The organism is Saccharopolyspora oryzae, assembly GCF_027853915.1.
GTDB lineage: Bacteria > Actinomycetota > Actinomycetes > Mycobacteriales > Pseudonocardiaceae > Saccharopolyspora > Saccharopolyspora oryzae.
In genome coordinates this window covers 1-19,609 of sequence record NZ_JAQGLA010000034.1, presented here as the reverse complement: position 1 = coordinate 19,609, position 19,609 = coordinate 1, and the positions used below count along the sequence as shown (strand labels likewise).

The window sequence follows — 19,609 nt, the reverse complement described above, 5'->3', positions numbered from 1 at the left end:
TTCCCATTCATACCGCCGATCGCAGATCCCTGGAGGCGGCATGAACGCCCGGCCACCGGTCGGCCACCGGGTCTTCCGCTGGGTGTTGGTGGTGGTCTTCGCGGTTGCGCTGCTGCTCAGCACCTATTGGCTGCTCACCGATTACGTCCAGTCCTTCACCACGCCCTGAGCCGTGGGAATGCCGGAATTGTCCGGCGGTGATGGGGAAATTCGCAGTGCGAAAAACGTGATCTGGTGCACCCCGGGTGTAGGGGTGGTCACGTTGTGATAACAATGAGCTCGTTAGGAGAGATAATCAGCTTGGAGGTTGCCGCGCACAACCATCAGGGCACGACCACGTGACGGTGGTCCGCGGCGCAAAGGGTGCACCGGAGTCTGGAGGTTGGCATGGTCGCGGCGCTGAAAGCGCACGCAGCATGGTTGGTGAACGCGCTGGGTGTGAACCGGAATCCATTGCGCAGGCCCATCGACCGGCTGGCAGCGGGGATCACGGTCCTGCTGCTCATGGTGGCCCTCATCGCGATCCCGGTGGCGGGCATGCTCGGCTTCTCGCTGCACAGCGACCTGACCCAGCGCGCGGAGCAATCCGCAGCGACCACCCGCCCGGTGGACGCGGTGCTGACCACCGCCCCGGAGATGGATATCCCGGTCTCCGAGGTCTACAGCCACGACGCGCTCAGCTCCACCGCCGTCGCGGAATGGCGCACCGGTCTCCACACGAACAGCGCGACCGTCCAGGTCCCGGCCAACGCCTCGGCCGGTGAGACGGTGACCGTGTGGGTCGACGAAGCGGGCAACCGCGTCCCGGCGCCCGCCAGCAGCGGCTCGATCGTGACCTCGGCGATCTTCGCCGCGATCCTCACCCTCGTCGTCGCGGAGCTGGCCTGCATCGCCCTGATCACCGGCACCCAAGGCCTCGCCCGTCGGCTCAGCATGCGCACCTGGGACCGCGAATGGCTCTACCTGCAGCACGGCGGGAAGTCTTCCCAGCTCTGATTTCGCAGGTCATCGCCCGTGAGCACTTTGGGGTGCTATAACGCCCCAAAGTGCTCACGGGCTTTTACCAGGCGAAACGGGCGGAGCTTCCGGCAGGCCCCATCAGTTGGGGCTGGGGGCGATCGCTGCGCGGTAGGGGGCCAGCATCCTGGTGAGCCAGGCTTCACCGATCGGGGTGTCCAGGTCGATCTGGAGCTCCGGTTCCGCGCCTTCCAGCGCATCGGCGCAGCGGTCGCCGAACAGCACCACGGCGGGGTTCCCGGTGTCCCTCTTGGAGGGCCAGATCAGGCCGTCCGCCCACGGTGCCTGCGAGCGGATCCACGCCGCCCAGCGGCGCGTGTGCGGGTAGGCGTCCCGGCCCTCGGCATCGACCAGCCAGGAATCCTGCGCCACCGCAGCCAGATCCGGTGCCGTCAGCAGGCTGACCAGGGTCAGCTCCCGGTTGGTGCGCACCGAGCTGAACCGGCGGCCGGCGATCTGCTGGCGGCGGATCAGCCGCTGCCCGTCGCCGTCGAACCCGAGGTTGCGCAGCAGCACCTCGGCCAGCGCGGTCGTCGTGTGCAATCCGGCGTAGTAGCTGGAGAACGGGTCGTCCGGGGTTCCGTCGAACCGGCCGCCCGGCGATCCGAAGCTCACGTGCGCGGGCTTGAACTCGGCGGCGTGGCGCTTGCGCTCGTGGATCCGGAACAGCTCGGTGTCGGCGGGCACGGCGTGCCGGTTCGGGGTGGCGGCGTACTGCAGGGGAGGGGAGGCCTGCGGCATGCTCACACCTCCGCCGACTCGTCGCGGGCGGCCTCGACCAGCACGTCGTCGTCGACCTGGCCGAGCAGCTGGGCGGGCACGCCGCCGAGCCAGTCGTTGGGGCCGAGCCACCAGTCCGCCGCGCCCCACGGGTCCGCCGCGGCCTGCAGCTGGCGGTTCACGGCGCGCACCGGTTCGCGCGGCGACCCGTCGGCGTCGAACTGGAACGCGGGCCACCGGTTGTCACCGGTCCCGGAAGGCAGCCGGATCAGGTCCGGATCGGCCGGGTCGACCCCGGCGGCCGCGATCTGCTGCGCGTCCAGCGATTCCACCGCCCGCAGCCGGTCCAGCCGGGGACTCGGCGCGGAGCCGGTCAACCGGTCGCGCAGCCCGGTGCTCAACTGCTCCCAGGCCACCTCGGGACGGCGGAACCGCGACTCCGGTTCGGCCAACGCCCGCCGCACCGGGTGCTCCACGGGCAGCACGTCGCCGAGCAGCCCCGCGATGTCCTCGGCGACCATCGCGGCGGTGTCGGCATCGGCTTCCTGCAGCTCGGCGACCAGCGAGACCAACCGGGTGAACGTCTCCGGATCCAACCGATCCGCCACGTCGTCCCACTCGGCGGTCAGCGCGTCCAACATCCCCTGCTGGCTCACGACGTCCTCCTCGCCGCAAATTCAATGGAAATCAGACCTCCGATTTCCATTGAATTTGCGGGGAGTTGTCCACAGGTACCGGCGTGTCGGGTGCGGACACGCCGGTGAGGCGCGATTTCCGTTGAACTTGCGCTCCTAGCCGCTGACGGAGTGGCCGGCGATGTCGGTGCGGGCCTTGGCGATGGTTCCGCGGTCCGCGCCGCCGATGTTGAGTTCGAAGCGCACATCGTTGCCGGTCTCCAGTTCCTTGGCGTGCACGGTGAGTTCGCCGGTCTCGGACATGGCGAAGGTGACCTCGATCCGGCAGCCGGCCGGCCGGGCCGGGATACCGGTGAGCATGCCGTGCCCGATCTTGGTGTTGTCGGCCAGCTCCTCGGAGGGCGTCGGCCCGGCCTGCTCCCAGACCTCGATCTCGACCATCCGCTGGTTGTCGATGGCCGTCTGGAACGGGTACGGGCCGGTGTCGGCGGGCAGCCGGGTGTTGGCCTGCAGCAGGTGCGCCACCATCTGCCGGGCGCGCATGGGATCGGTCAGCGCCAGCGGATCGCGCGGATCGACGGCCTTGACCCCGAACGCCCTGGGCACCACGGTCGACACCCGCTTCTTGGCCATCGCCGCGGCATCGGCCTCGGTGATGCCCAGCTGCCGAGCCGCGCCGCGAGTGCTCTTGGCCTGCCTGATCAGCGCGAACAGCGCGGCTCCCTTGGCGACCGCCAGGTCGGGTTCGGACAGCCGCGGTGACAGCCCGAACCGCGCCTGCAGCGCTGCGGCCACCACGGGCATCCGGGTCATGCCGCCGGCCAGCAGCACCTCGTCGAACCGGTCGACGCCCTTGCGGCGGGCGGTTTCGACGATCCGCTCGGTGATCGCCGCAGTCCGGTCCAGCAGGTCCGCGGTGAGCTCCTCCAGCAGTTCCCGGGTGAACCGCACGTTGACCGCAGCTCCGCCGAACCGCAGCGCCACGTTGCGGGACATCGTCGCGCTCAGCGCCTTCTTGACCTCCTCGGCCCGGTCGGTGAACTCCTGCACGGCCAGGTCGTCGGCGCTGGGGTCCAGGTTCGGGTGCGCGTCGCGGAAGGTGCTGAGCAGGTGCTCCACGATCCGCTGGTCCCAGTCCGCGCCGCCCAGCTCGCCGTCCCCGTCGGTGCACACCACCTGGACGTCGTCGCCGGAAACCCGGATCACGGTGGTGTCGAAGGTGCCGCCGCCCAGGTCGTAGACCAGCACGTGCCGGGTGCCCGGCGTCTCGTCCACCGCGTGGTGGTGCAGCGCGGCGGCGACCGGTTCGGCGAGCACGTCCAGCACGTTCAGCCCGGCGATCTCCCCGGCCCGCCGGGTGGCTTCGCGTTCGGCGATGCCGAAGTAGGCGGGCACGGTGATCACCACGTCCCGCACCGGCAGGCCGGTGTTCTCCTCGGCGGCGCGGGCGAGTTCGCGCAGGACCAGCGCGGAGATCTTCTCCGGCGTGTACCGCTCGCGGTGGTAGGTGAACTCGACGCCGGACCGCCCCATGTCCCGCTTGACCAGCTGCGCCACCAGGTGCGGGGCGAGCAGTGCGGAGTTCTTCGCCGCCGTGCCGACGAGCGCGACGCCCGGCCGCTCGAAGTAGACCACCGACGGCGTGGTGTCCTCGCCGATCGCGCTCTTGGCGATCACCGGTCGGGTGGACTCGTCGACGTAGGCGATGCACGAGTGCGTCGTGCCGAGGTCGATGCCGAACGTCGCCACCGGTTTCCTCCTTCATCGGCCTTGGTAGGTGAATGCTGCCCAGTGCTGCGGTGCGGTGGGGTCGACTTCGGTGAAAAAGGCCGCCAGCTCCTCGGGAATCCCGGGCAGCGGGCGGCGCCGCGGATCCAGCATCCACAGCTGCGCGGCGCGCAGCGCGCCGGCCGGGTCGGTGCTGCCGGAGTTGAGGAAGTGGTGGAAGACGATCATGAACATGGCGGTGGGCAGGTCCAGCACCTCCCACCGGGTGCCGATCACACCGGCGGCTCCGGCGGCGAGGAACGCGGTGGACAGCGTCAGCACTTCGTCGTGCTGCCGGTCGGTGAGGTCGCTGGCGCAGGCGGCGAGCACGACCAGCGCCCCCGCCGCATCGCGCGGCCGGTCCCGGGCCTGCCGCAGGACGTCCTGCACCGGCAGCACTTCGCGCGCACCCAGCAGCAGCGCCGACTCCACCAGCAGTTCGGCGGGGGTGGCGTGGCAGGCCAGGTGGAGCAGCGAGGCGGTGGGCAGCAACGCCAGCACGTCGTCGGGCTTCGGCGGCGGCTGCCGGTCGCGGCGCCGAGGATCGCGCGGTTTTCCCAGGTAGGAGCCGTGCTGGTAGTGGGTGCGGTGGATGTGGCCCATCTCGTGCCGGCTCCAGTGCAGCTCCGGTGTCCGCAGCAGGACGGGTTCGCTGTCCCAGGGCCGGACTTCCCGTCGAGCTGCGTCGAGGAACTGCCGTGCCGAAGCGGCGTAGCAGAGCACGGCGTCTTGGCAGGCGTACCGGACCTTCCCGCCGGGAACCCGCCGCCGCGCGGCGTGCCACGGCACGGCGCCCAGCTTTCCCACCGGTACCAGCACGATTCGCTGCCGCCCCGATCCGGCCAGCAGGTCCAGCACCGGGTTCAGCACCGCCGACCAGGCCCAGTCGCACACCGCCTCCAACGCCGCCCGCCACTCGTCCTCGACGGGCTCACCGCGAGCGCGCTGACGCTGCGCCTGGTCGAACCGCGCGACCGGTCCGTCCTCGGTGAGCTGCAGCGACGTCACCTGCTCGACCTGGCCGTCGGCGGTGACCAGCACCGCGACGCCGGGCAGCAGGTAGACCAGCGCCCGGGTCCGCGTCGAGCTCAACCCAGCGGCGATCTCCTCGACCGGAGGCGGCGAGAGCAGCTGCGCCTCGACGTCGGTGCCGTGGAAGGTCCGCAGCACCTGCGTGCGCAGATCGCTGGGCACCACGACATCGGTTCCGCCGAGCGCGCCGACGTCCCACGGTTGTTGTTGCCCCATCTCGGAAATCCACCGCTCGGCGAGGTCCGCGCGGCCGTGTTCGCGCAGCAGATCAGGCATGGTCGCCTCGACCGTCGCAGCGTGCAGGACCATCCCGCGCCCCAGCTCGAGCGCCTGCACAGCGTCTTCCGGCTGCCCGAGGGCGAGGCACCAGTGGCTCACTTCGGCGGCTTCACCGGTCGCGGCGCTCGCGGTCTTCAACGCTCGATGCGCGCTCGACTGCAGCAGCACGGTGCGGGCGCGTTCGCGCAAGCCGTCGAGGGCGGTCGCGATGGCCCGCTGCGGATCGCGGCGCATCCGGTCGTTGCGGGTGAAGTAGCAGTTGGCCAGCGAGTTCAGCACGCTCGCGTTCTCGAACTCGCCCGGCTCGAACTCGAACTCGCGCAGGATCTGCTCGAACCGGTTCACCGCGTTGCTGAGATCCCGCGGATCCCGCGTGAGCTCGTAGCGATGCCTCAGCGAGGTGGCCAGCATGCCGAGCGCGTTCCGGCGTTCCCGGGGGAACAGGTCGGGTTTCGAGCTGAGCCCGGCCAGCATGCTGATGCCCCGGTTGACCAGCGGCAAGTCCTGCATCGCGAAGGCCGAGGTGATGCAGATGCTCGCGGCGCTGAGCATTTCACCGGTCTTGTCGATGTGGTGGTCGGGCACTTCCTCGGCGGCGTCGAAGACGTTCTGGAGGGTGCGGCGCATTTCGTCGCGTTCGCGCTGGTCCAGGTCCGAACCGTAGCTCGTGAGCGCTTTCTGGAGCAGCTGGAACGTCGCCAGCGAGCTTTCCGCCCTGGGACGCAGCACGTTGTTGTGCGGCATGTCGGCCAGGAGCCGTTCGAGCTCTTCAGCGGATCGACCGAGCCCTTCGGCGTCGTCGAGGTGGGGCGAGAAGTGCCGGAAGGCGGCGTTGTACCGCGCGTGGAGGTCGTCCCCGCCTGACTCGGCTGCGAGTTGCCGGGCCGCTTCGAGGTCTTCGTTCCCGCCGGAGGTCATGTACCGCTGGGTGAGCAGATTTCCCAGCCATGACTTGAGAACTCTTCGAGTGCGGTGCTCCGCGGGCAGCAGTTCGTCGGCGCGCTGGACGTTCGCCACCGCGGAGTTCAGCAGTTGCCCGTCGCGGTTGTTGATCGCGTGGAAACCTTCGGCCATGCTCAGGAAGACGTGGTTGATCCCCATGTTGACCGGATCGGCCGCACTTCGCTCGATCGCCTGCTCGGTCATCTCGCGGACGCGGTCGAGCAGATCGGGCGACTCGTCCCGGCTCGTCGCGACCGACAGGAACAGAGCACCTACCAGCTGCGTCAACACCTCGGCGCGGTCGGGGTCGTCGTCGGCGAAGTGCTCCAGCGCGTGCTCGAGGCGCCGCACCACGGAGCCGACGTCCTCCAGGTCCAGATCCCCCGGTTCCTGGGCGAAGCCGGTCGAAGTCATCCGCAATCCGCTCAGCAGCAGCGACCGCATGGGGCTGTCCGGCGGAAGTGCAGCGGCTGCTGCGGCGAGCTGCGCGGATGCCGTGTCGGTGTCCTCGGAGCTCCCGCTGGTCTTGGCGAGCATGGAGGCCAGAGCGGCCTGCAGCCCGACGAGTTCTCGCTCGCCGGGCTCGTCCTCGGGCCAGTTCGCCCGCGCGCTGTCGAGTTCGCCGATGGCGTTCGCCCAGTCCTCCGGCGTCGAATCGTGGAAGTCCGCTCCGGCGCGGAACAGCACGTTGACGACGTTCATGGCCGGATCCTCGGCCGCAGCGGGGGAAAGCGCGCTGAGATGCCGGCGCGCATCGGCGAAGTCCTCGGTGGGCACGGACTGCGGCAGTGGACCGGCGAAACCCCGGCCGCTGCGCAGTTCAGCGGGAACGCTCTTGTGGGAGTGGAGCATCGCGAGCCCCAGGTGGCACGCGTCCGACGTCCGCTCGTCGGAGAACACCTCCAACGTCGCGGTGAGGTCCTCGGTCGCGGTCAGGCGGTCGGTCTCGTCCCCGCCCTGCGCCAGGTACCGGAAGAGGTGCATCGAACCGCGCCGGAAGCGGACCTGGTCCCGCAGCGGTGAATCGGGGAGCAGGTCGTACGCCGTGCGCAGGTCGGTCAGCGCTGCGTCGACGTGCTCGAGCTCCTCCAACGCCGCGACCGCGAAGCTGGTGATCAGCCCGATCCGGGCGATGACCTCGGGAACGTCCACCAGTGGTCGCGCCTGCTGCAAATAGCCCACCGCAGTGCGGAATTCGGCGGTGTCCCCGCGTTCACCGCGCACCGCATGAGCGAGTCCGAGCTGGTAGAGCGGCGCCGCACGGGCCGGTGATGATCCGTCCAGCGCGTCGAGGAGGCTCCCGGCGACCGCCAGCACCTCGTCCACGTCGGCACCGGTCGTCCGAGCGCGCTCCAGCAGCAGATCCCCGAGCTCCACCAGCAGCTGGTAGGCGGTCTCGTCGTCCAGCTCCTCGCCGAGCTGCGCGCAGCGGCGCGCGATCGCCTCGTCGAGTTCGCTCGACATCGCACCCCTTCCCGCCGCGGTGAGCCTACTGCGCCGCTCCTCGGACGTCGCTGCTTCCGGGAAGGTTCCGGAGTGGGCCGAACGGGCGCTCATGGGTGCTTTTTCGGGAGAACTTCCGCAAAATCACCCCGTGCCGATCTCGGCGCGCGCGGAGTGAGGAGACCCCGGTGGGGAAACGACATCTAGCGACCGCATTGGCCGTGGCAGCGGGTCTGGTGACCGCCGCCCTACCAGCATCCGCGGCGGCAGCGACGCCACCATCGCTGGCGGACTTCCAGCTCGAGCCCACGAACGCCGACCTCCAGGGCGTCGTCGACCAGCTCGACGCCGAACTGCCCAAGCTCGGCGTGCAGAACATCCTCGAGCAGGCCAACCGCGACGACGCCCCGAAGGGCGCGGACTGCACGTCACCGGCGCTCGCGCCGAACACCCGGCCGGTGGCGCGGAAGTTCTGCTTCAACAAGGGCGACAACGACACGACCGAGTGGTACCCGCAGGGCATCACCACGGTCGCCGACGCGCAGGACGACCAGCACTGGGGCACCAAGCAGGCGATCCTGGTCAGCTGGTACGACAAGCAGACGGACCCGGTCAAGGGCGTGCGGGTGTCGTTCCTGGACACCGATACCGGCAACTACCAGCACGTCCTGCTGGCCTACCCGTACATCAACAGCTACGGGAACCCGAGCTACGAGCCAGTGACCACCCCGCAGGCCGGTGACGGCAGCAGCGTCCACGCGGGCGGCATCGTCTGGTACGGCAACTACCTGTACGTGGTCGACACCCGCCGCGGCATCCGGGTGTTCGACATGCGCTACATCTTCGACATCAAGTCGGCGGCCAACGGCGACGTCACCGACAGCAGCCAGATCGGCCGCCAGAGCGGCACGTACTACAGCTACGGCTACCGGTACATCATGCCGCAGGTGAAGGGCTACTCGAATCCAGGCGGTTTGGCGACCTTCCCGGCGGACAACAAGTGCAACGCCAGCGGTCCGCAGAAGTTCTCCTACGCCAGCCTCGACCGGAGCTCCACCCCGGACGTCCTGACGACCGGCGAGTACTGCGCGGACCAAGGCGACCCGAACCTGAACGGCCGCGTGGCCCAATGGCCCCTGGACGGCAACAGCGGACTGCCCCAGCTCGACAGCCACGGCATGTGGCGAGCGGCCACCGCCCACCGCCTGCCCAAACCCAGGGTCCAAGGCGCCCTGTCCACGGGCGGCAGCTGGTACCTGAGCAGCACCGGAGGCGGAACGACAGGACCGGGCCACCTCCAAGCGGCAACGGGCGACGGCGTCCTCCAACCGAGCGGAACCGAGTACGACGTGGCGATCGGCGTGGAGGACCTGTCCTACTGGCCGGGCCGCGACGAGCTCTGGACGGTCACCGAACACGACACCCAGCGGATCATGTACAGCACACCCCTGCCCTGACCGCGAGGTCGTGAGCACTTTGGGGCGCTAGAGCACCCCAAAGTGCTCACGACCCCGACCGGGCGCCCGCTTTCGGGATGTGCGGGGTTTCGGCGGCGCGTTGGCGCACTTCTGCATGGCGGCTTCAATGCCGTTGTTCAGGCGTGTCAACGAGCTTTGGCCGGGAAGAACTCGCGGACCGGAACCAGCAGACCGGCGAGCGAGAGCACGATGAAGACCACCTGGTGGACGTGGTCCTGCCCGGGCGGCAACTGGCCGACCAGGTGCACCACCCAGAACACCGGGTAGAACCACAGCACCCACCAGGCCCACCGCTCTCGACGCCGGAACGGCACCAGCACGAGCGCTCCCCCGAAGAGGCCGACCCCGATCGAAGCCAGCCCGTCCGCGCGGTACAACAGCGCATCACCTGCTGGCGGTGCGACCACCACGGCCGCGCCGAATCCCAGGATTCCCAGGCTGATCGCCGCCAGGAAGATCCACCCGACCCGCACTGCGATGCTCTCGCGCTGCATCCGACGAACCTACTGCCGAACACGGCGGCCGAGAAGCTCCGAGAACGCCGGGGGATCTGCTCGGCGGCCGGCCTACTTCTTGACCCGGTAGCGCAGGTGCGTGACGCCGGTGCCCTCGACCACCACGACGGGCCCCTCGAACTCCACCGGCGTCGCACCGAGTTCCCCGAACAGCGTCTTCCCGCCGCCCAGCACGACCGGCACCAGCTCGATCCCGACCTCGTCGAGCAGACCGGCCTCCAGGCACTGCCGGGCCATCTGCCCGCCGTTGACGACGACGTCCTTCTCCCCGGCCAGCTCCTTCGCCTTCGCCACCGCGGCCTCGATGCCGCCGGTGACGAAGACGAAGTCCTCGTCGTCCACCGGACGGTCGCCGGGGCGCTGGTGGGTTAGCACGACCGTGGTCACGTTCATCGGGTGGCGCCCACCCCAGGCCCCGGTCATGTCGTAGAGGTACCTGCCGACGACCAGTGCGCCGGTGTTCGCCCACTCTGCCTCGACCAGCTCCGCGCTCTCCGCTGAGATGCGGAAGGCGGGCACGTCGGGGCTGGCCGACGGGATCTCGACGTCGCCGTTGCCGTACCACTGGAACAGCAGGTCGAAGCCGCTCTCCCCGGGGCCGGCGATGTAACCGTCGAGCGACATCGTCGTGCTTCCGGTGGTGACCTTGCCCATCTCGTCGTCTCCTTCGTGTCGACTGCGTCGTCAACGCATCGAACGGCGGGCCCCGACTTCGACGAACGACTGCGAGATTTTCGGTGGACGGTTCCGATGAGTTCTCCGACGCACGCAGGTCCTACCTGCTGACCGAGCCGACCGATTCATCAGGAGCAAGGAATGGGCCGCATCCAGATCGAGCTCTTCGCAACCCTCGACCTCGTCGGGCAGGCGCCCGGCGGCCCCGACGAGGACCCGGTGGGGTTCACGTTCGGCGGCTGGCAGGCACCGCTGATGGACGAGGTCACCGGCGCGCAGATCGGTGCCGCGTACGAGGGCACGGACGCCCTCCTGCTCGGCCGGCGGACGTACGACATCTTCGCCGCCTTCTGGCCGCACCAGGAAGGCGGTGTGGACAGCGAGATCGCGACGCTTTTCAACAGCATCCCGAAGTACGTCGCCTCCCGCGGCAAACCCGACCTCTCGTGGGCCGGGTCCACGCAGATCGGTTCGGATCTGGCCGCCGAGGTCCGCGAGATCCGCGACCGCCACGAGAACGTCAAGGTCGTCGGAAGCCTGAACCTGGTGCAGACCCTCCTGCGCGAGAAGCTCTTCGACGTGCTCGACCTCTGGGTGCACCCGCTCATGCTCGGCGCCGGGAAGAAGGTGTTCGACAGCGGCGCGGTCCCCACGAACCTCACCCTCCTCGAACCCCCGGCAGCCGGCGCGAAGGGCACCGTCCACCTCCGCTACGGCCTCGCCCCCGGAACCCCCGGAACAGGAGACCTGAGCAACCCCGACCGCAGCACCGGCGACTGAAGTCCCCCGTATAGCTGGGCTCAGGACGTGGTTCCCCTTCGCACGCACATCCGCTCGGCGGGGTGGTGAACCGGCCCTCGGTGTGGCCTGACCGATGATTTTTCCGCGCCGCGCTGGTCCGTACACCGAGACTCTCGGGAGGCTGGCACTATGCGAAAACTGACCTTCGGCATGAACCTGAGCGTGGACGGCTACATCGCTGCGCCCGGTGACGACCTCGGCTGGAGCGAGCCGAGCGACGAGCTGTTCCAGTGGTGGTCCGACCGGGTGGGGGCGACAGGCCTGGCGCTGTACGGGCGCAAGCTGTGGGAGACGATGAGCTCCTACTGGCCGACCGCCGACCAGCAGCCGGGCGCCACACCGGCGGAGATCGAGTTCGCCCGCCGCTGGCAGGAAATGCCGAAGGTGGTGTTCTCCTCGACGACCAGCACGGTCGACTGGAACACCCGCCTGGTCACCGGCGACGCGGTCACCGAGATCACCCGGCTCAAGGCCGAGGACGGCGGCCCCATGGATATCGGCGGCGCCACCCTCGCCGCAGCGGCCATGCGGGCCGGGCTGATCGACGAGTACATGATCGTCACCCACCCGGTCCTGGTAGGTGGCGGCACGCCGTTCTTCGCGGCCCTGGACAACTGGGTGAACCTGACCCTGGTGGAGACCAGGACGTTCCCCGACGGCGTGGTCCTGACCAGGTACGAGACCAGGCGCTGAGCACCCCGGCCTCGGATCGCCCCGGGCTCGACCGCGCGGCGGTAAAGTGGGGGTTGATCTCGAACGAGATCAACCCCTGCGGCTTGCGCCCCCAGCAGGACTCGAACCTGCGACCTAAGGATTAGAAGTCCTTTGCTCTATCCAGCTGAGCTATGGGGGCTCCTTCGGCGCACAGCTCCTCTGAGCTGCAAGCATGCAGGGTAGCGGCACGTGGCCGTCCCCGTGGCATCGGCGCTGCACCGTTGCCGACCCGGTACCTAACGGCAAGCTGATCGACAGCTGGAACCGTAACGGTGGGCGTTGCCGCTGGTCAGGCGGGGGGCAGCTTGTGCAGGGCCGCGGTGGTGAGACCGAACAGGTGGTCGGTGGTGTCCGCGGCGGAGGCGTCCTGGAGGGACAGCATGGTCAGCAGGGAGCGGTCCGGTCCGAGCTCGGTGGCCGCCGTGCAGGTCTGGTGGGCGTCGATCAGCTCGCAGTACAACCAGGCCGAGCGTCCCTCGACCTCCACCGCCACACCGCGCGGCTGGTGCTGGGCGACCACCGGCACCGGGTCGTAGAACCCCGCGCCCGCGACGTTGTCCGGGCCGCTGGTCAGCTGGTGCGTGCACGCGCCCGGAACCGGCTGGTCCGGGTGCGGTTGTCCGACCGGGCCGCCGAGCGCAGCCAGGTCTTGGGGCGCCAGGAGGCTGCACGGGTCGATCCCGGCGCCGTCACGTGGAGTGGGCGACTCGCTCCGCTGAACGGCGGTCGAGGTCTGCGGCTCGTCGCGGAACCCGGCGGCGGGCACCGGTTCGCCCGGAACCGGCGGGGTGCATGCGGTGGTCGCGCACAGGAGCAACATCGGCACCACGAGCGCACGGCGACGGACAGCGGTCACCCTGCAACCGTAGCGGTGACCGGGGGCGGAGATCACCTGCTGACCCGGCCTCCCTGCAAGCTGAATGATTCAAATCGACGGCTACGCTCGGTTTGTGCCATCCGAGACCGCGCAGGAAAAACAACCGGAACGGCGCAGCACGTCCAGCTCCGTGGGCGTGCTGGTCGTCACCGCTGCTGTGCTCGCAGCCCTCGTCGCCGCTGCGCTGACCACGCTGTCCGCCGGGGCGTCCTACGAGCTGTTGGGGCTGCCGGATCCGGGCCCGATCACGCAGTACGGGTTGCCGGTGGTCCGCGTGATCGCCGAGTCCGGCGCGGTCGTGTGCATCGGCGCACTGCTGTTCGCCGCCTTCGCCATCCCGGCCAAGCGTTCGGGGGCACTGGCCGCTGACGGCTACGCCGCGGTCCGCACCGCCGGTTGGGCCGCCGCCGTGTGGTGCGTGGGTGCGGTCCTGATGGTGCCGTTCATCGCCGCGGACGCCACCGGGCGCCCGGTGGGCGACGTGCTCAACACCGAGGTCCTGTTCGGCCTGGTGGACGCACTGGAGCAGGCCCAGGCGTGGCTGCTCACCGCGGTGATCGCGTTCGTGGTCGTGCTGTGCTGCCGGATCGTGCTGTCGTGGGGCTGGACGGTCGTCGCCTTCGGCCTGAGCTTGTTGGCCTTGTTCCCGGTGATCGCCACCGGTCACTCCGCCAGCGGCGGCGCGCACGACATCGCCACCAACAGCCTGCTGTTCCACCTCTTCGGCGCGGCGCTGTGGGTGGGCGGCCTGGTGGCGCTGCTGGCGCACGCCGCCCGCCGCGGTGCGCACCTGCCGCTGGTCGCGAGGCGGTACTCGCTGATCGCGCTGATCTGCTGGGTGGCGCTGGCGCTGTCCGGCGTGATCAACGCGTTCGTGCGGATGACTCCTGAGCAGCTGTTCACCAGCACTTACGGGCTTCTGGTGATCGTCAAGACCGTCTGCCTCGTGGTGCTCGGCGTGTTCGGGTACTTCCAGCGGCGCAGTGCCGTGCAGCGCATCGAGGAGAGCGCCGGCGTGGCCGCGCTGCTGCGCCTCGGTGCGGTCGAGGCGCTGGTCATGTTTGCCACGGTCGGCGTCGCCGTCGCGCTCGGGCGCACCCCGCCGCCGGACGGCCTCGCGACCGTCCCGAACCGGACCGAGTTGCTGATCGGCTACCCGCTGGACTCGCCGCCGACCGCGTTCCGGTTGATGTTCGACTGGCGGTTCGACCTGGTCTTCGGCACGCTCGCGCTGGCCATGGCGGCCCTGTACCTGCTGGGTGTGCGCCGGTTGCGGCAGCGCGGCGACCGCTGGCCGGTCGGGCGGACCGTCGTGTGGCTGCTCGGCTGCGCCACGGTGCTGGTGGCCACCTCTTCGGGCATCGGCAAGTACGCGCCCGCGGTGTTCAGCGTGCACATGGGCCAGCACATGCTGCTGTCCATGCTGGCCCCGGTATTCCTGGTGATGGCCGGTCCGACGTCGCTGGCGCTGCGCGTCTTCAAGCCCGCCGGCAAGGAGCAGCCGCCCGGACCGCGGGAGTGGCTGCTGGCGTTCGTGCACTCGCCGATCACGCGGGTGCTGACCAACCCGATCGTCGCCCTGGTGCTGTTCGTCGGTTCCTTCTACGCGCTGTACTTCAGCGGCCTGTTCGACGTGGCGCTGACGCAGCACTGGGCGCACCTGGCGATGAACGCGCACTTCCTGCTGGTCGGCTACGTCTTCTACTGGCCGGTGATCGGCATCGACCCGGCGCCGCGCAAGTTGCCGCCGATGGGCAAGGTCGGGCTGGTCTTCGCGTCCATGCCGTTCCACGCCTTCTTCGGCATCGCGCTGATGATGTCCACGAACGTGATCGGCGGCGACTTCTACCGCGGCCTCGACCTGCCGTGGCTCACCGACCTGCTCGCCGACCAGCGGCTGGGCGGCGGCCTGGCGTGGGCGTCCGGCGAGGTCCCGCTGGTGGTGGTGATGCTCGCGCTGCTGATCCAGTGGTCGCGGGCGGATGGCCGAACGGCTCGCCGGATCGACCGGAAGGCCGATGCGGACGGCGACGCGGATCTGGTGGCGTACAACGAAATGCTGAAGCGACTGGCCGACAAGGACGACCAGCGGAGCAGGTGACCTGGCCGATCGGCCAGAATCCGCACGGAGAGTGCCAAATCAGTCGCGCTGAGTGGTGATCCTCCGGCAACCTTGGGTGGCGAGCCGGAGATTGGCCGCGAAATTTCCCGAGGTGGCAGCGCTCGTCGAGCGCTGCGCGGAGAGGAGCGCGACGGACATGTACGAGACCCAGGTGACCGTGGTCGGCTACGTCATCACCGAACCGGTCGTCCGCGAGACCGCGGGCGGGAACAAGCTGGTCAACTTCCGGGTGGCGGCGAACTCGCGCCGGCTTGACCCGAGCACCGGCCAGTGGGTGGACGGTGATCGCGTCCTCGCCACGGTGAGCTGTTGGAAGCGCCTCGCCGAAGGTGTGGCCGGCGGGCTGTCCAAGGGTGATCCGGTGGTGATCACCGGTCGGTTGCGCACCCGCGACTACGAGTCGGGCGGGCAGTGGCGCACCGCCGTCGAAGTGGAGGCGAGTGCGGTTGGACTGGACCTCGCACGCGCAACTCCACCACCCCGGGCCGAGGTGCGGGCGCTGGAACCCGTCGGCGCTCCGCCACCCGGCTGACCTTCGCGAACTGCGACGAACACCGATCGGGAGGAGGTGGTGGCAGCCGGTGCCGCGGGTGCGGAGATCGGCCGCCGGACGCTGGGGGACCGCGTGCGCGGGCCGACACGGGGCGCAACTACGATTCGGGTATGGCCGAGTTCATTTACACCATGAAAAACGTGCGCAAGTCGCATGGCGACAAGGTCATCCTCGACAACGCGACGATCCAGTTCTACCCGGGCGCCAAGATCGGCGTCGTCGGGCCGAACGGCGCTGGCAAGTCGACCGTGCTGCGCATCATGGCGGGACTCGACCAGCCGAACAACGGCGAAGCGTTCCTGTCGCCCGGCTACACGGTCGGCATCATGCAGCAGGAGCCTCCGCTCAACGAGGAGAAGACGGTCCTCGGCAACGTCGAGGAGGGCGTCGGCGAGATCAAGGTGAAGCTCAACCGCTTCAACGAGATCGCCGAGCAGCTCGCGACCGACTACTCCGACGAGCTGATGGAGGAGATGGGCAAGCTCCAGGAGGACCTGGACCACGCCGACGCGTGGGAACTGGACTCCCAGCTGGAGCAGGCCATGGACGCGCTGCGGTGCCCGCCGCCGGACGCCGAGGTCAAGAACCTCTCCGGTGGTGAGCGGCGCCGGGTCGCCCTGTGCAAGCTGCTGCTGAGCAAGCCGGACCTGCTGCTGCTGGACGAGCCGACCAACCACCTGGACGCCGAGAGCGTGCTGTGGCTGGAGCAGTACCTGGCCAACTACCCGGGCGCTGTGCTCGCCGTGACCCACGACCGGTACTTCCTGGACAACGTCGCGGGCTGGATCCTCGAGCTGGACCGCGGTCGGACCTTCCCGTACGAGGGCAACTACTCGACCTACCTGGAGAAGAAGGCCGAGCGCCTGGCGGTCCAGGGCAAGCGGGACGCCAAGCTGCAGAAGCGCCTGAAGGACGAGCTGGACTGGGTCCGCTCCAACGCCAAGGCCCGCCAGACCAAGTCGCGGTCCCGTCTGAACCGCTACGAGGAGATGGCTGCCGAGGCGGAGAAGACCCGCAAGCTCGACTTCGAGGAGATCCAGATCCCGCCGGGCCCGCGGATGGGCAACGTCGTGGTCGAGGTGGAGAACCTCAAGAAGGGCTTCGGCGACAACCTGCTCATCGACGACCTGTCGTTCACCTTGCCGCGCAACGGCATCGTGGGCGTCATCGGTCCGAACGGTGTCGGCAAGACGACGTTGTTCAAGACCATCGTGGGCCTGGAGGAGCCGGACTCCGGCACGGTCAAGGTCGGCGACACCGTCAAACTGTCCTACGTGGACCAGAACCGGGCGAACATCGACCCGGAGAAGAACGTGTGGCAGGTCGTTTCCGACGGACTGGACTACATCCAGGTCGGCCAGGTCGAGATGCCGTCGCGCGCGTACGTGAGCGCGTTCGGCTTCAAGGGCCCGGACCAGCAGAAGCCAGCGGGGGTGCTCTCCGGTGGTGAGCGCAACCGGCTGAACCTCGCGTTGACGCTCAAGCGGGGCGGCAACCTGATCCTGCTGGACGAGCCGACCAACGACCTCGACGTGGAGACCCTGAGCTCGCTGGAGAACGCGCTCGAGCAGTTCCCCGGCTGCGCCGTGGTCATCTCCCACGACCGGTGGTTCCTGGACCGCGTCGCCACGCACATCCTCGCGTGGGAGGGCGACGACGAGAACCCGGCGAAGTGGTTCTGGTTCGAGGGCAACTTCGAGGGCTACGAGCAGAACAAGATCGATAGGATGGGCGCGGAAGCGGCTCGTCCGCACCGAGTGACGCACCGCAAACTGACCCGGGGCTGAAACGGAGGCGCCTTGGCGAGCGTGTCCGGTTCACCTGATTCCAGTTCGGCGCAAGGACTCCTCGAACCCGCGCACCAGATGCGGTGGAGGGTCCCCGAGCTCGCGTTGGTGCTCAGTGATCGCGCTGGCGCGCTCGCCAGGCACTCCGGTGACCTGGCGGCGCGGCTGCGCGCGGAAGCGCTCGCCCTGTTCGCCTCGAACCGGTTGGGGCGAGGTGTCCCGGCCACCGGCCGGGCCCTCGCCGCGGTCCGCGATGCGGAAGCCGCGGGCGACGCCGAGGTGACGGCCGAGCTGCGCGTCGAACTGGCGTGGTGCGCGTGCGCCGCGGGCAGTCCGGAGGTCGCAGCTCGGATCCTGCGTCCCGTGCTGGGGCAGGAGCGGATCGAACCGTCGCTGCGGGCGCACGCACTGCTGGCGTCGGCTGCCTCGATGCCGGTGCACCAGCAGGACGGCGCTCGAACCGAAGCCCTCGACGAGGCCGAGCGGCTGTACGGAGCGGGGGAGGGCAACCGGGACACCGCTCGGCTGCTCAAGGCCCGCGTCTGCGCGGCTCGTGCCGGTCACCACCGGCGGATCGGTGAGTTCGCCGAGGCGACGGAGGTCGCCGACGCGGGTTTGGAGCTGCTCGGTCAGCTCGGTGATCCGGCGGCCGACAGCGGCGAGATCCGGACCCGGCTGGTGCTGGAACGGGTCCAGTCGCTGCTGGAGCTCGGTCATCGCGCCGAGGCCGTCCAGGCCGCCGAACGAGTGCTGGCCGAGCCGGTGCGCGCTGCGGCGGCGGGACCGGTCGGCTGGTTGGGGCTGGCGCTGGCCACGCGGGTGCACCTGCCCAACGGTGACCACGCGGCGGCGTTGCGGGTGCTCAGCGACACGGCGGCCATCTCCGAGCGGCACAAGCTCGACGGTCTGCTCGCCGAATCCCTCAACACCCTGTCCCAGGTGCACGAACAGGGGACGGAGCTCGCCGAAGCGCTGCGCGCCCTGCGCGGCGCGTACGCGGCTGATCGGCGGTGGCGTGCTGCGGTGCACCACGCTCGGATGCGGCTGCTCGCCGAGTACCCGGTGCTCACCGAGGACGTCGACGTGCCCCGCCAGTCGCGGGGGCACTCGGCGATGACCGAACCCGGCCTGGACGTCGTTCCGCCTGTTCCGCAGGTCGGGAACGAGGAGCCGGAGATCCAGTTCCCGGAGGCCGAGCCGGACGAGCCGATGCTCGACGCGGAGCCCCATGAGGCTCTTGGGGCTGAAGTTCAAGCTGTTGAGGTCGAACCGGCCGAATCCGAGCCGGTCGAGGACTTGATGCTGGACGACGCGGAGCCGGAGCTGCCGCGGCCCCGGCCGGAGTCCGACGATGCGGCGGACGTGGCTCGCCGGTTGATGGACTCGCTCACCAGCCGGGCCGCTGAGCTGCGCGAAGAGCGCCGCCTCCGGCAGGAGGCGAGCGAATCGCAGGCACCCGACGAGCCGACCGTGGTGCTCGACTCCGCGCTGCTCGAGGACTTGAAGACCCGCGCGCACCAGCCGACCGACGAGCACCCACCTGCCACAGCGGACGACACGGTTCACGAATCCGCTGGTGAGAGCTTCGGGAAGTCCGATTGGTGGCCTGCGGACCCCTGGGAGCGGTCGGCCAGCGCTGAGGACGCGTTCCCCGAGACGTCGTTCGTCCCGGAGCCGTCGCTCGAGCAGCCCGACGAAGCAGCGTCGCCGCTGGACAGCGCGTTCGCGCTGGATCCGTCCCAAGCCGCGGCCATCCTGGACGCATGGCCCTCGTTCGGCGCGGACCGGCCCGCCGCCGACGCCACGACGATCCTGCCCGCGATCGAGCCGGAACCCGCCGACGCCACGACGATCCTGCCGGTGATCGAGCCGGAACCCGACGACCGGCAACCTGCGGAAACGGCCGCGCCCAGGCACGGCGCTCCGGAACCGGTCGTCGTCGAAGCTCCCGACGAGGACCACCAGCGCGGCGAGGCTGTCGCGAGCGAACCCGCCGACGACGCGGACCGGGACCGGAGCGAGGCCGGCGGCCGACGTTCGCGAGGCCGGTCGTTGGCCGAGATCAGGGCGAGCCTCCAGCTGCCCGAGCAGCCCCGCGGTGGTCGCCGCCGAGCTCGCCACGCCGAGCCGGAGGAGCCCGCCCCGGTCGCGGAGGCACCAACCCCAGCCGTCGAGGAGCCCGCCGCTGCTGCGGAGGAGCCAGCCCCGCCCCCAGCGGCGGTCGCACGGCACCGCCAGCCGGACCGAGCCGC

The 19,609-nt window shown here is 69.7% G+C and carries 15 protein-coding genes, 1 tRNA gene and 1 pseudogene; 9 read left to right on the top strand and 8 right to left on the bottom strand.

Annotated elements, in window-relative coordinates; all coding sequences use genetic code 11:
- The first annotated feature begins 40 nt into the window (after positions 1-40).
- Complete coding sequence (locus tag OU415_RS20485; protein ID WP_270950522.1) at positions 41-169, top strand: hypothetical protein; 129 nt, start codon at positions 41-43, stop codon at positions 167-169.
- A gap of 218 nt (positions 170-387) precedes the next feature.
- Positions 388-996: an Rv1733c family protein gene (locus OU415_RS20480; RefSeq protein WP_270950521.1), complete on the top strand. Its 609-nt coding sequence runs from the start codon at positions 388-390 to the stop codon at positions 994-996.
- 102 nt (positions 997-1,098) lie between these two features.
- On the opposite strand, the gene OU415_RS20475 is transcribed toward OU415_RS20480, so the two are convergent.
- From OU415_RS20475 to OU415_RS20460, 4 genes are all read right to left on the bottom strand, one after another.
- Complete coding sequence (locus OU415_RS20475; protein WP_270950520.1) at positions 1,099-1,758, bottom strand: RES family NAD+ phosphorylase; 660 nt, start codon at positions 1,756-1,758, stop codon at positions 1,099-1,101.
- A 2-nt stretch (positions 1,759-1,760) separates the two neighbouring features.
- Positions 1,761-2,393 (bottom strand): hypothetical protein, encoded by a 633-nt coding sequence (locus OU415_RS20470; RefSeq protein ID WP_270950519.1) that lies wholly within the window; start codon positions 2,391-2,393, stop codon positions 1,761-1,763.
- Positions 2,394-2,528: 135 nt separating this feature from the next.
- A complete protein-coding gene (locus OU415_RS20465) occupies positions 2,529-4,121 on the bottom strand; it encodes an Hsp70 family protein (protein ID WP_270950518.1) in 1,593 nt (530 codons plus the stop codon).
- 12 nt (positions 4,122-4,133) lie between these two features.
- Complete coding sequence (locus OU415_RS20460; protein WP_270950517.1) at positions 4,134-7,856, bottom strand: CHAT domain-containing protein; 3,723 nt, start codon at positions 7,854-7,856, stop codon at positions 4,134-4,136.
- Positions 7,857-8,023: 167 nt separating this feature from the next.
- On the opposite strand from OU415_RS20460, the gene OU415_RS20455 reads away from it, so the two are divergent.
- Positions 8,024-9,292, top strand: coding sequence for an LVIVD repeat-containing protein (locus tag OU415_RS20455; RefSeq protein ID WP_270950516.1), 1,269 nt, complete (start codon positions 8,024-8,026; stop codon positions 9,290-9,292).
- A 146-nt stretch (positions 9,293-9,438) separates the two neighbouring features.
- Here the strand turns inward: OU415_RS20455 and OU415_RS20450 are convergent, their stop codons facing one another.
- Entirely contained in the window at positions 9,439-9,807 is a 369-nt protein-coding gene (locus tag OU415_RS20450) for a hypothetical protein (protein ID WP_270950515.1), read from the bottom strand.
- A 72-nt stretch (positions 9,808-9,879) separates the two neighbouring features.
- Positions 9,880-10,482: a dihydrofolate reductase family protein gene (locus OU415_RS20445; protein WP_270950514.1), complete on the bottom strand. Its 603-nt coding sequence runs from the start codon at positions 10,480-10,482 to the stop codon at positions 9,880-9,882.
- A gap of 162 nt (positions 10,483-10,644) precedes the next feature.
- Here OU415_RS20445 and OU415_RS20440 point away from each other — a divergent pair, with 162 nt between their 5' ends.
- Together OU415_RS20440 and OU415_RS20435 are read left to right on the top strand one after the other, a co-directional pair.
- Positions 10,645-11,283: a dihydrofolate reductase family protein gene (locus tag OU415_RS20440; RefSeq protein WP_270950513.1), complete on the top strand. Its 639-nt coding sequence runs from the start codon at positions 10,645-10,647 to the stop codon at positions 11,281-11,283.
- A 150-nt stretch (positions 11,284-11,433) separates the two neighbouring features.
- The gene (locus OU415_RS20435; RefSeq protein WP_270950512.1) at positions 11,434-11,997 is read left to right on the top strand and encodes a dihydrofolate reductase family protein; all 564 of its coding nucleotides are present in this window, start codon (positions 11,434-11,436) and stop codon (positions 11,995-11,997) included.
- An 86-nt stretch (positions 11,998-12,083) separates the two neighbouring features.
- Here OU415_RS20435 and OU415_RS20430 read toward each other — a convergent pair.
- Together OU415_RS20430 and OU415_RS20425 are read right to left on the bottom strand one after the other, a co-directional pair.
- Positions 12,084-12,157 (bottom strand) — tRNA-Arg (locus OU415_RS20430).
- 150 nt (positions 12,158-12,307) lie between these two features.
- Positions 12,308-12,874: a DUF3558 family protein gene (locus OU415_RS20425; protein WP_270950511.1), complete on the bottom strand. Its 567-nt coding sequence runs from the start codon at positions 12,872-12,874 to the stop codon at positions 12,308-12,310.
- A 94-nt stretch (positions 12,875-12,968) separates the two neighbouring features.
- Between OU415_RS20425 and OU415_RS20420 the strand changes: the two genes are divergently transcribed.
- The 4 genes and pseudogenes from OU415_RS20420 to OU415_RS20405 form a co-directional block, all read left to right on the top strand.
- On the top strand, positions 12,969-14,996 hold the full coding sequence (locus OU415_RS20420; RefSeq protein ID WP_456300263.1) for a cytochrome c oxidase assembly protein: 2,028 nt from the start codon (positions 12,969-12,971) through the stop codon (positions 14,994-14,996).
- A gap of 157 nt (positions 14,997-15,153) precedes the next feature.
- On the top strand, positions 15,154-15,549 hold the full coding sequence (gene ssb, locus OU415_RS20415) for a single-stranded DNA-binding protein (RefSeq protein ID WP_270950510.1): 396 nt from the start codon (positions 15,154-15,156) through the stop codon (positions 15,547-15,549).
- Between the two features lie 131 nt (positions 15,550-15,680).
- A complete protein-coding gene (ettA, locus tag OU415_RS20410) occupies positions 15,681-17,357 on the top strand; it encodes an energy-dependent translational throttle protein EttA (protein ID WP_270950509.1) in 1,677 nt (558 codons plus the stop codon).
- Between the two features lie 108 nt (positions 17,358-17,465).
- A pseudogene (locus tag OU415_RS20405) lies at positions 17,466-19,609 on the top strand (hypothetical protein); the annotation flags it as partial.

Coding starts and splice junctions, on each gene's coding strand:
- OU415_RS20485 (WP_270950522.1), top strand. CDS start 41: ATGAACGCCCGGCCACCGGTCGGCCACCGGGTCTTCCGCTGGGTGTTG.
- OU415_RS20480 (WP_270950521.1), top strand. CDS start 388: ATGGTCGCGGCGCTGAAAGCGCACGCAGCATGGTTGGTGAACGCGCTG.
- OU415_RS20475 (WP_270950520.1), bottom strand. CDS start 1,758: ATGCCGCAGGCCTCCCCTCCCCTGCAGTACGCCGCCACCCCGAACCGG.
- OU415_RS20460 (WP_270950517.1), bottom strand. CDS start 7,856: ATGTCGAGCGAACTCGACGAGGCGATCGCGCGCCGCTGCGCGCAGCTC.
- OU415_RS20450 (WP_270950515.1), bottom strand. CDS start 9,807: ATGCAGCGCGAGAGCATCGCAGTGCGGGTCGGGTGGATCTTCCTGGCG.
- OU415_RS20445 (WP_270950514.1), bottom strand. CDS start 10,482: ATGGGCAAGGTCACCACCGGAAGCACGACGATGTCGCTCGACGGTTAC.
- OU415_RS20440 (WP_270950513.1), top strand. CDS start 10,645: ATGGGCCGCATCCAGATCGAGCTCTTCGCAACCCTCGACCTCGTCGGG.
- OU415_RS20435 (WP_270950512.1), top strand. CDS start 11,434: ATGCGAAAACTGACCTTCGGCATGAACCTGAGCGTGGACGGCTACATC.
- ssb (WP_270950510.1), top strand. CDS start 15,154: ATGTACGAGACCCAGGTGACCGTGGTCGGCTACGTCATCACCGAACCG.
- ettA (WP_270950509.1), top strand. CDS start 15,681: ATGGCCGAGTTCATTTACACCATGAAAAACGTGCGCAAGTCGCATGGC.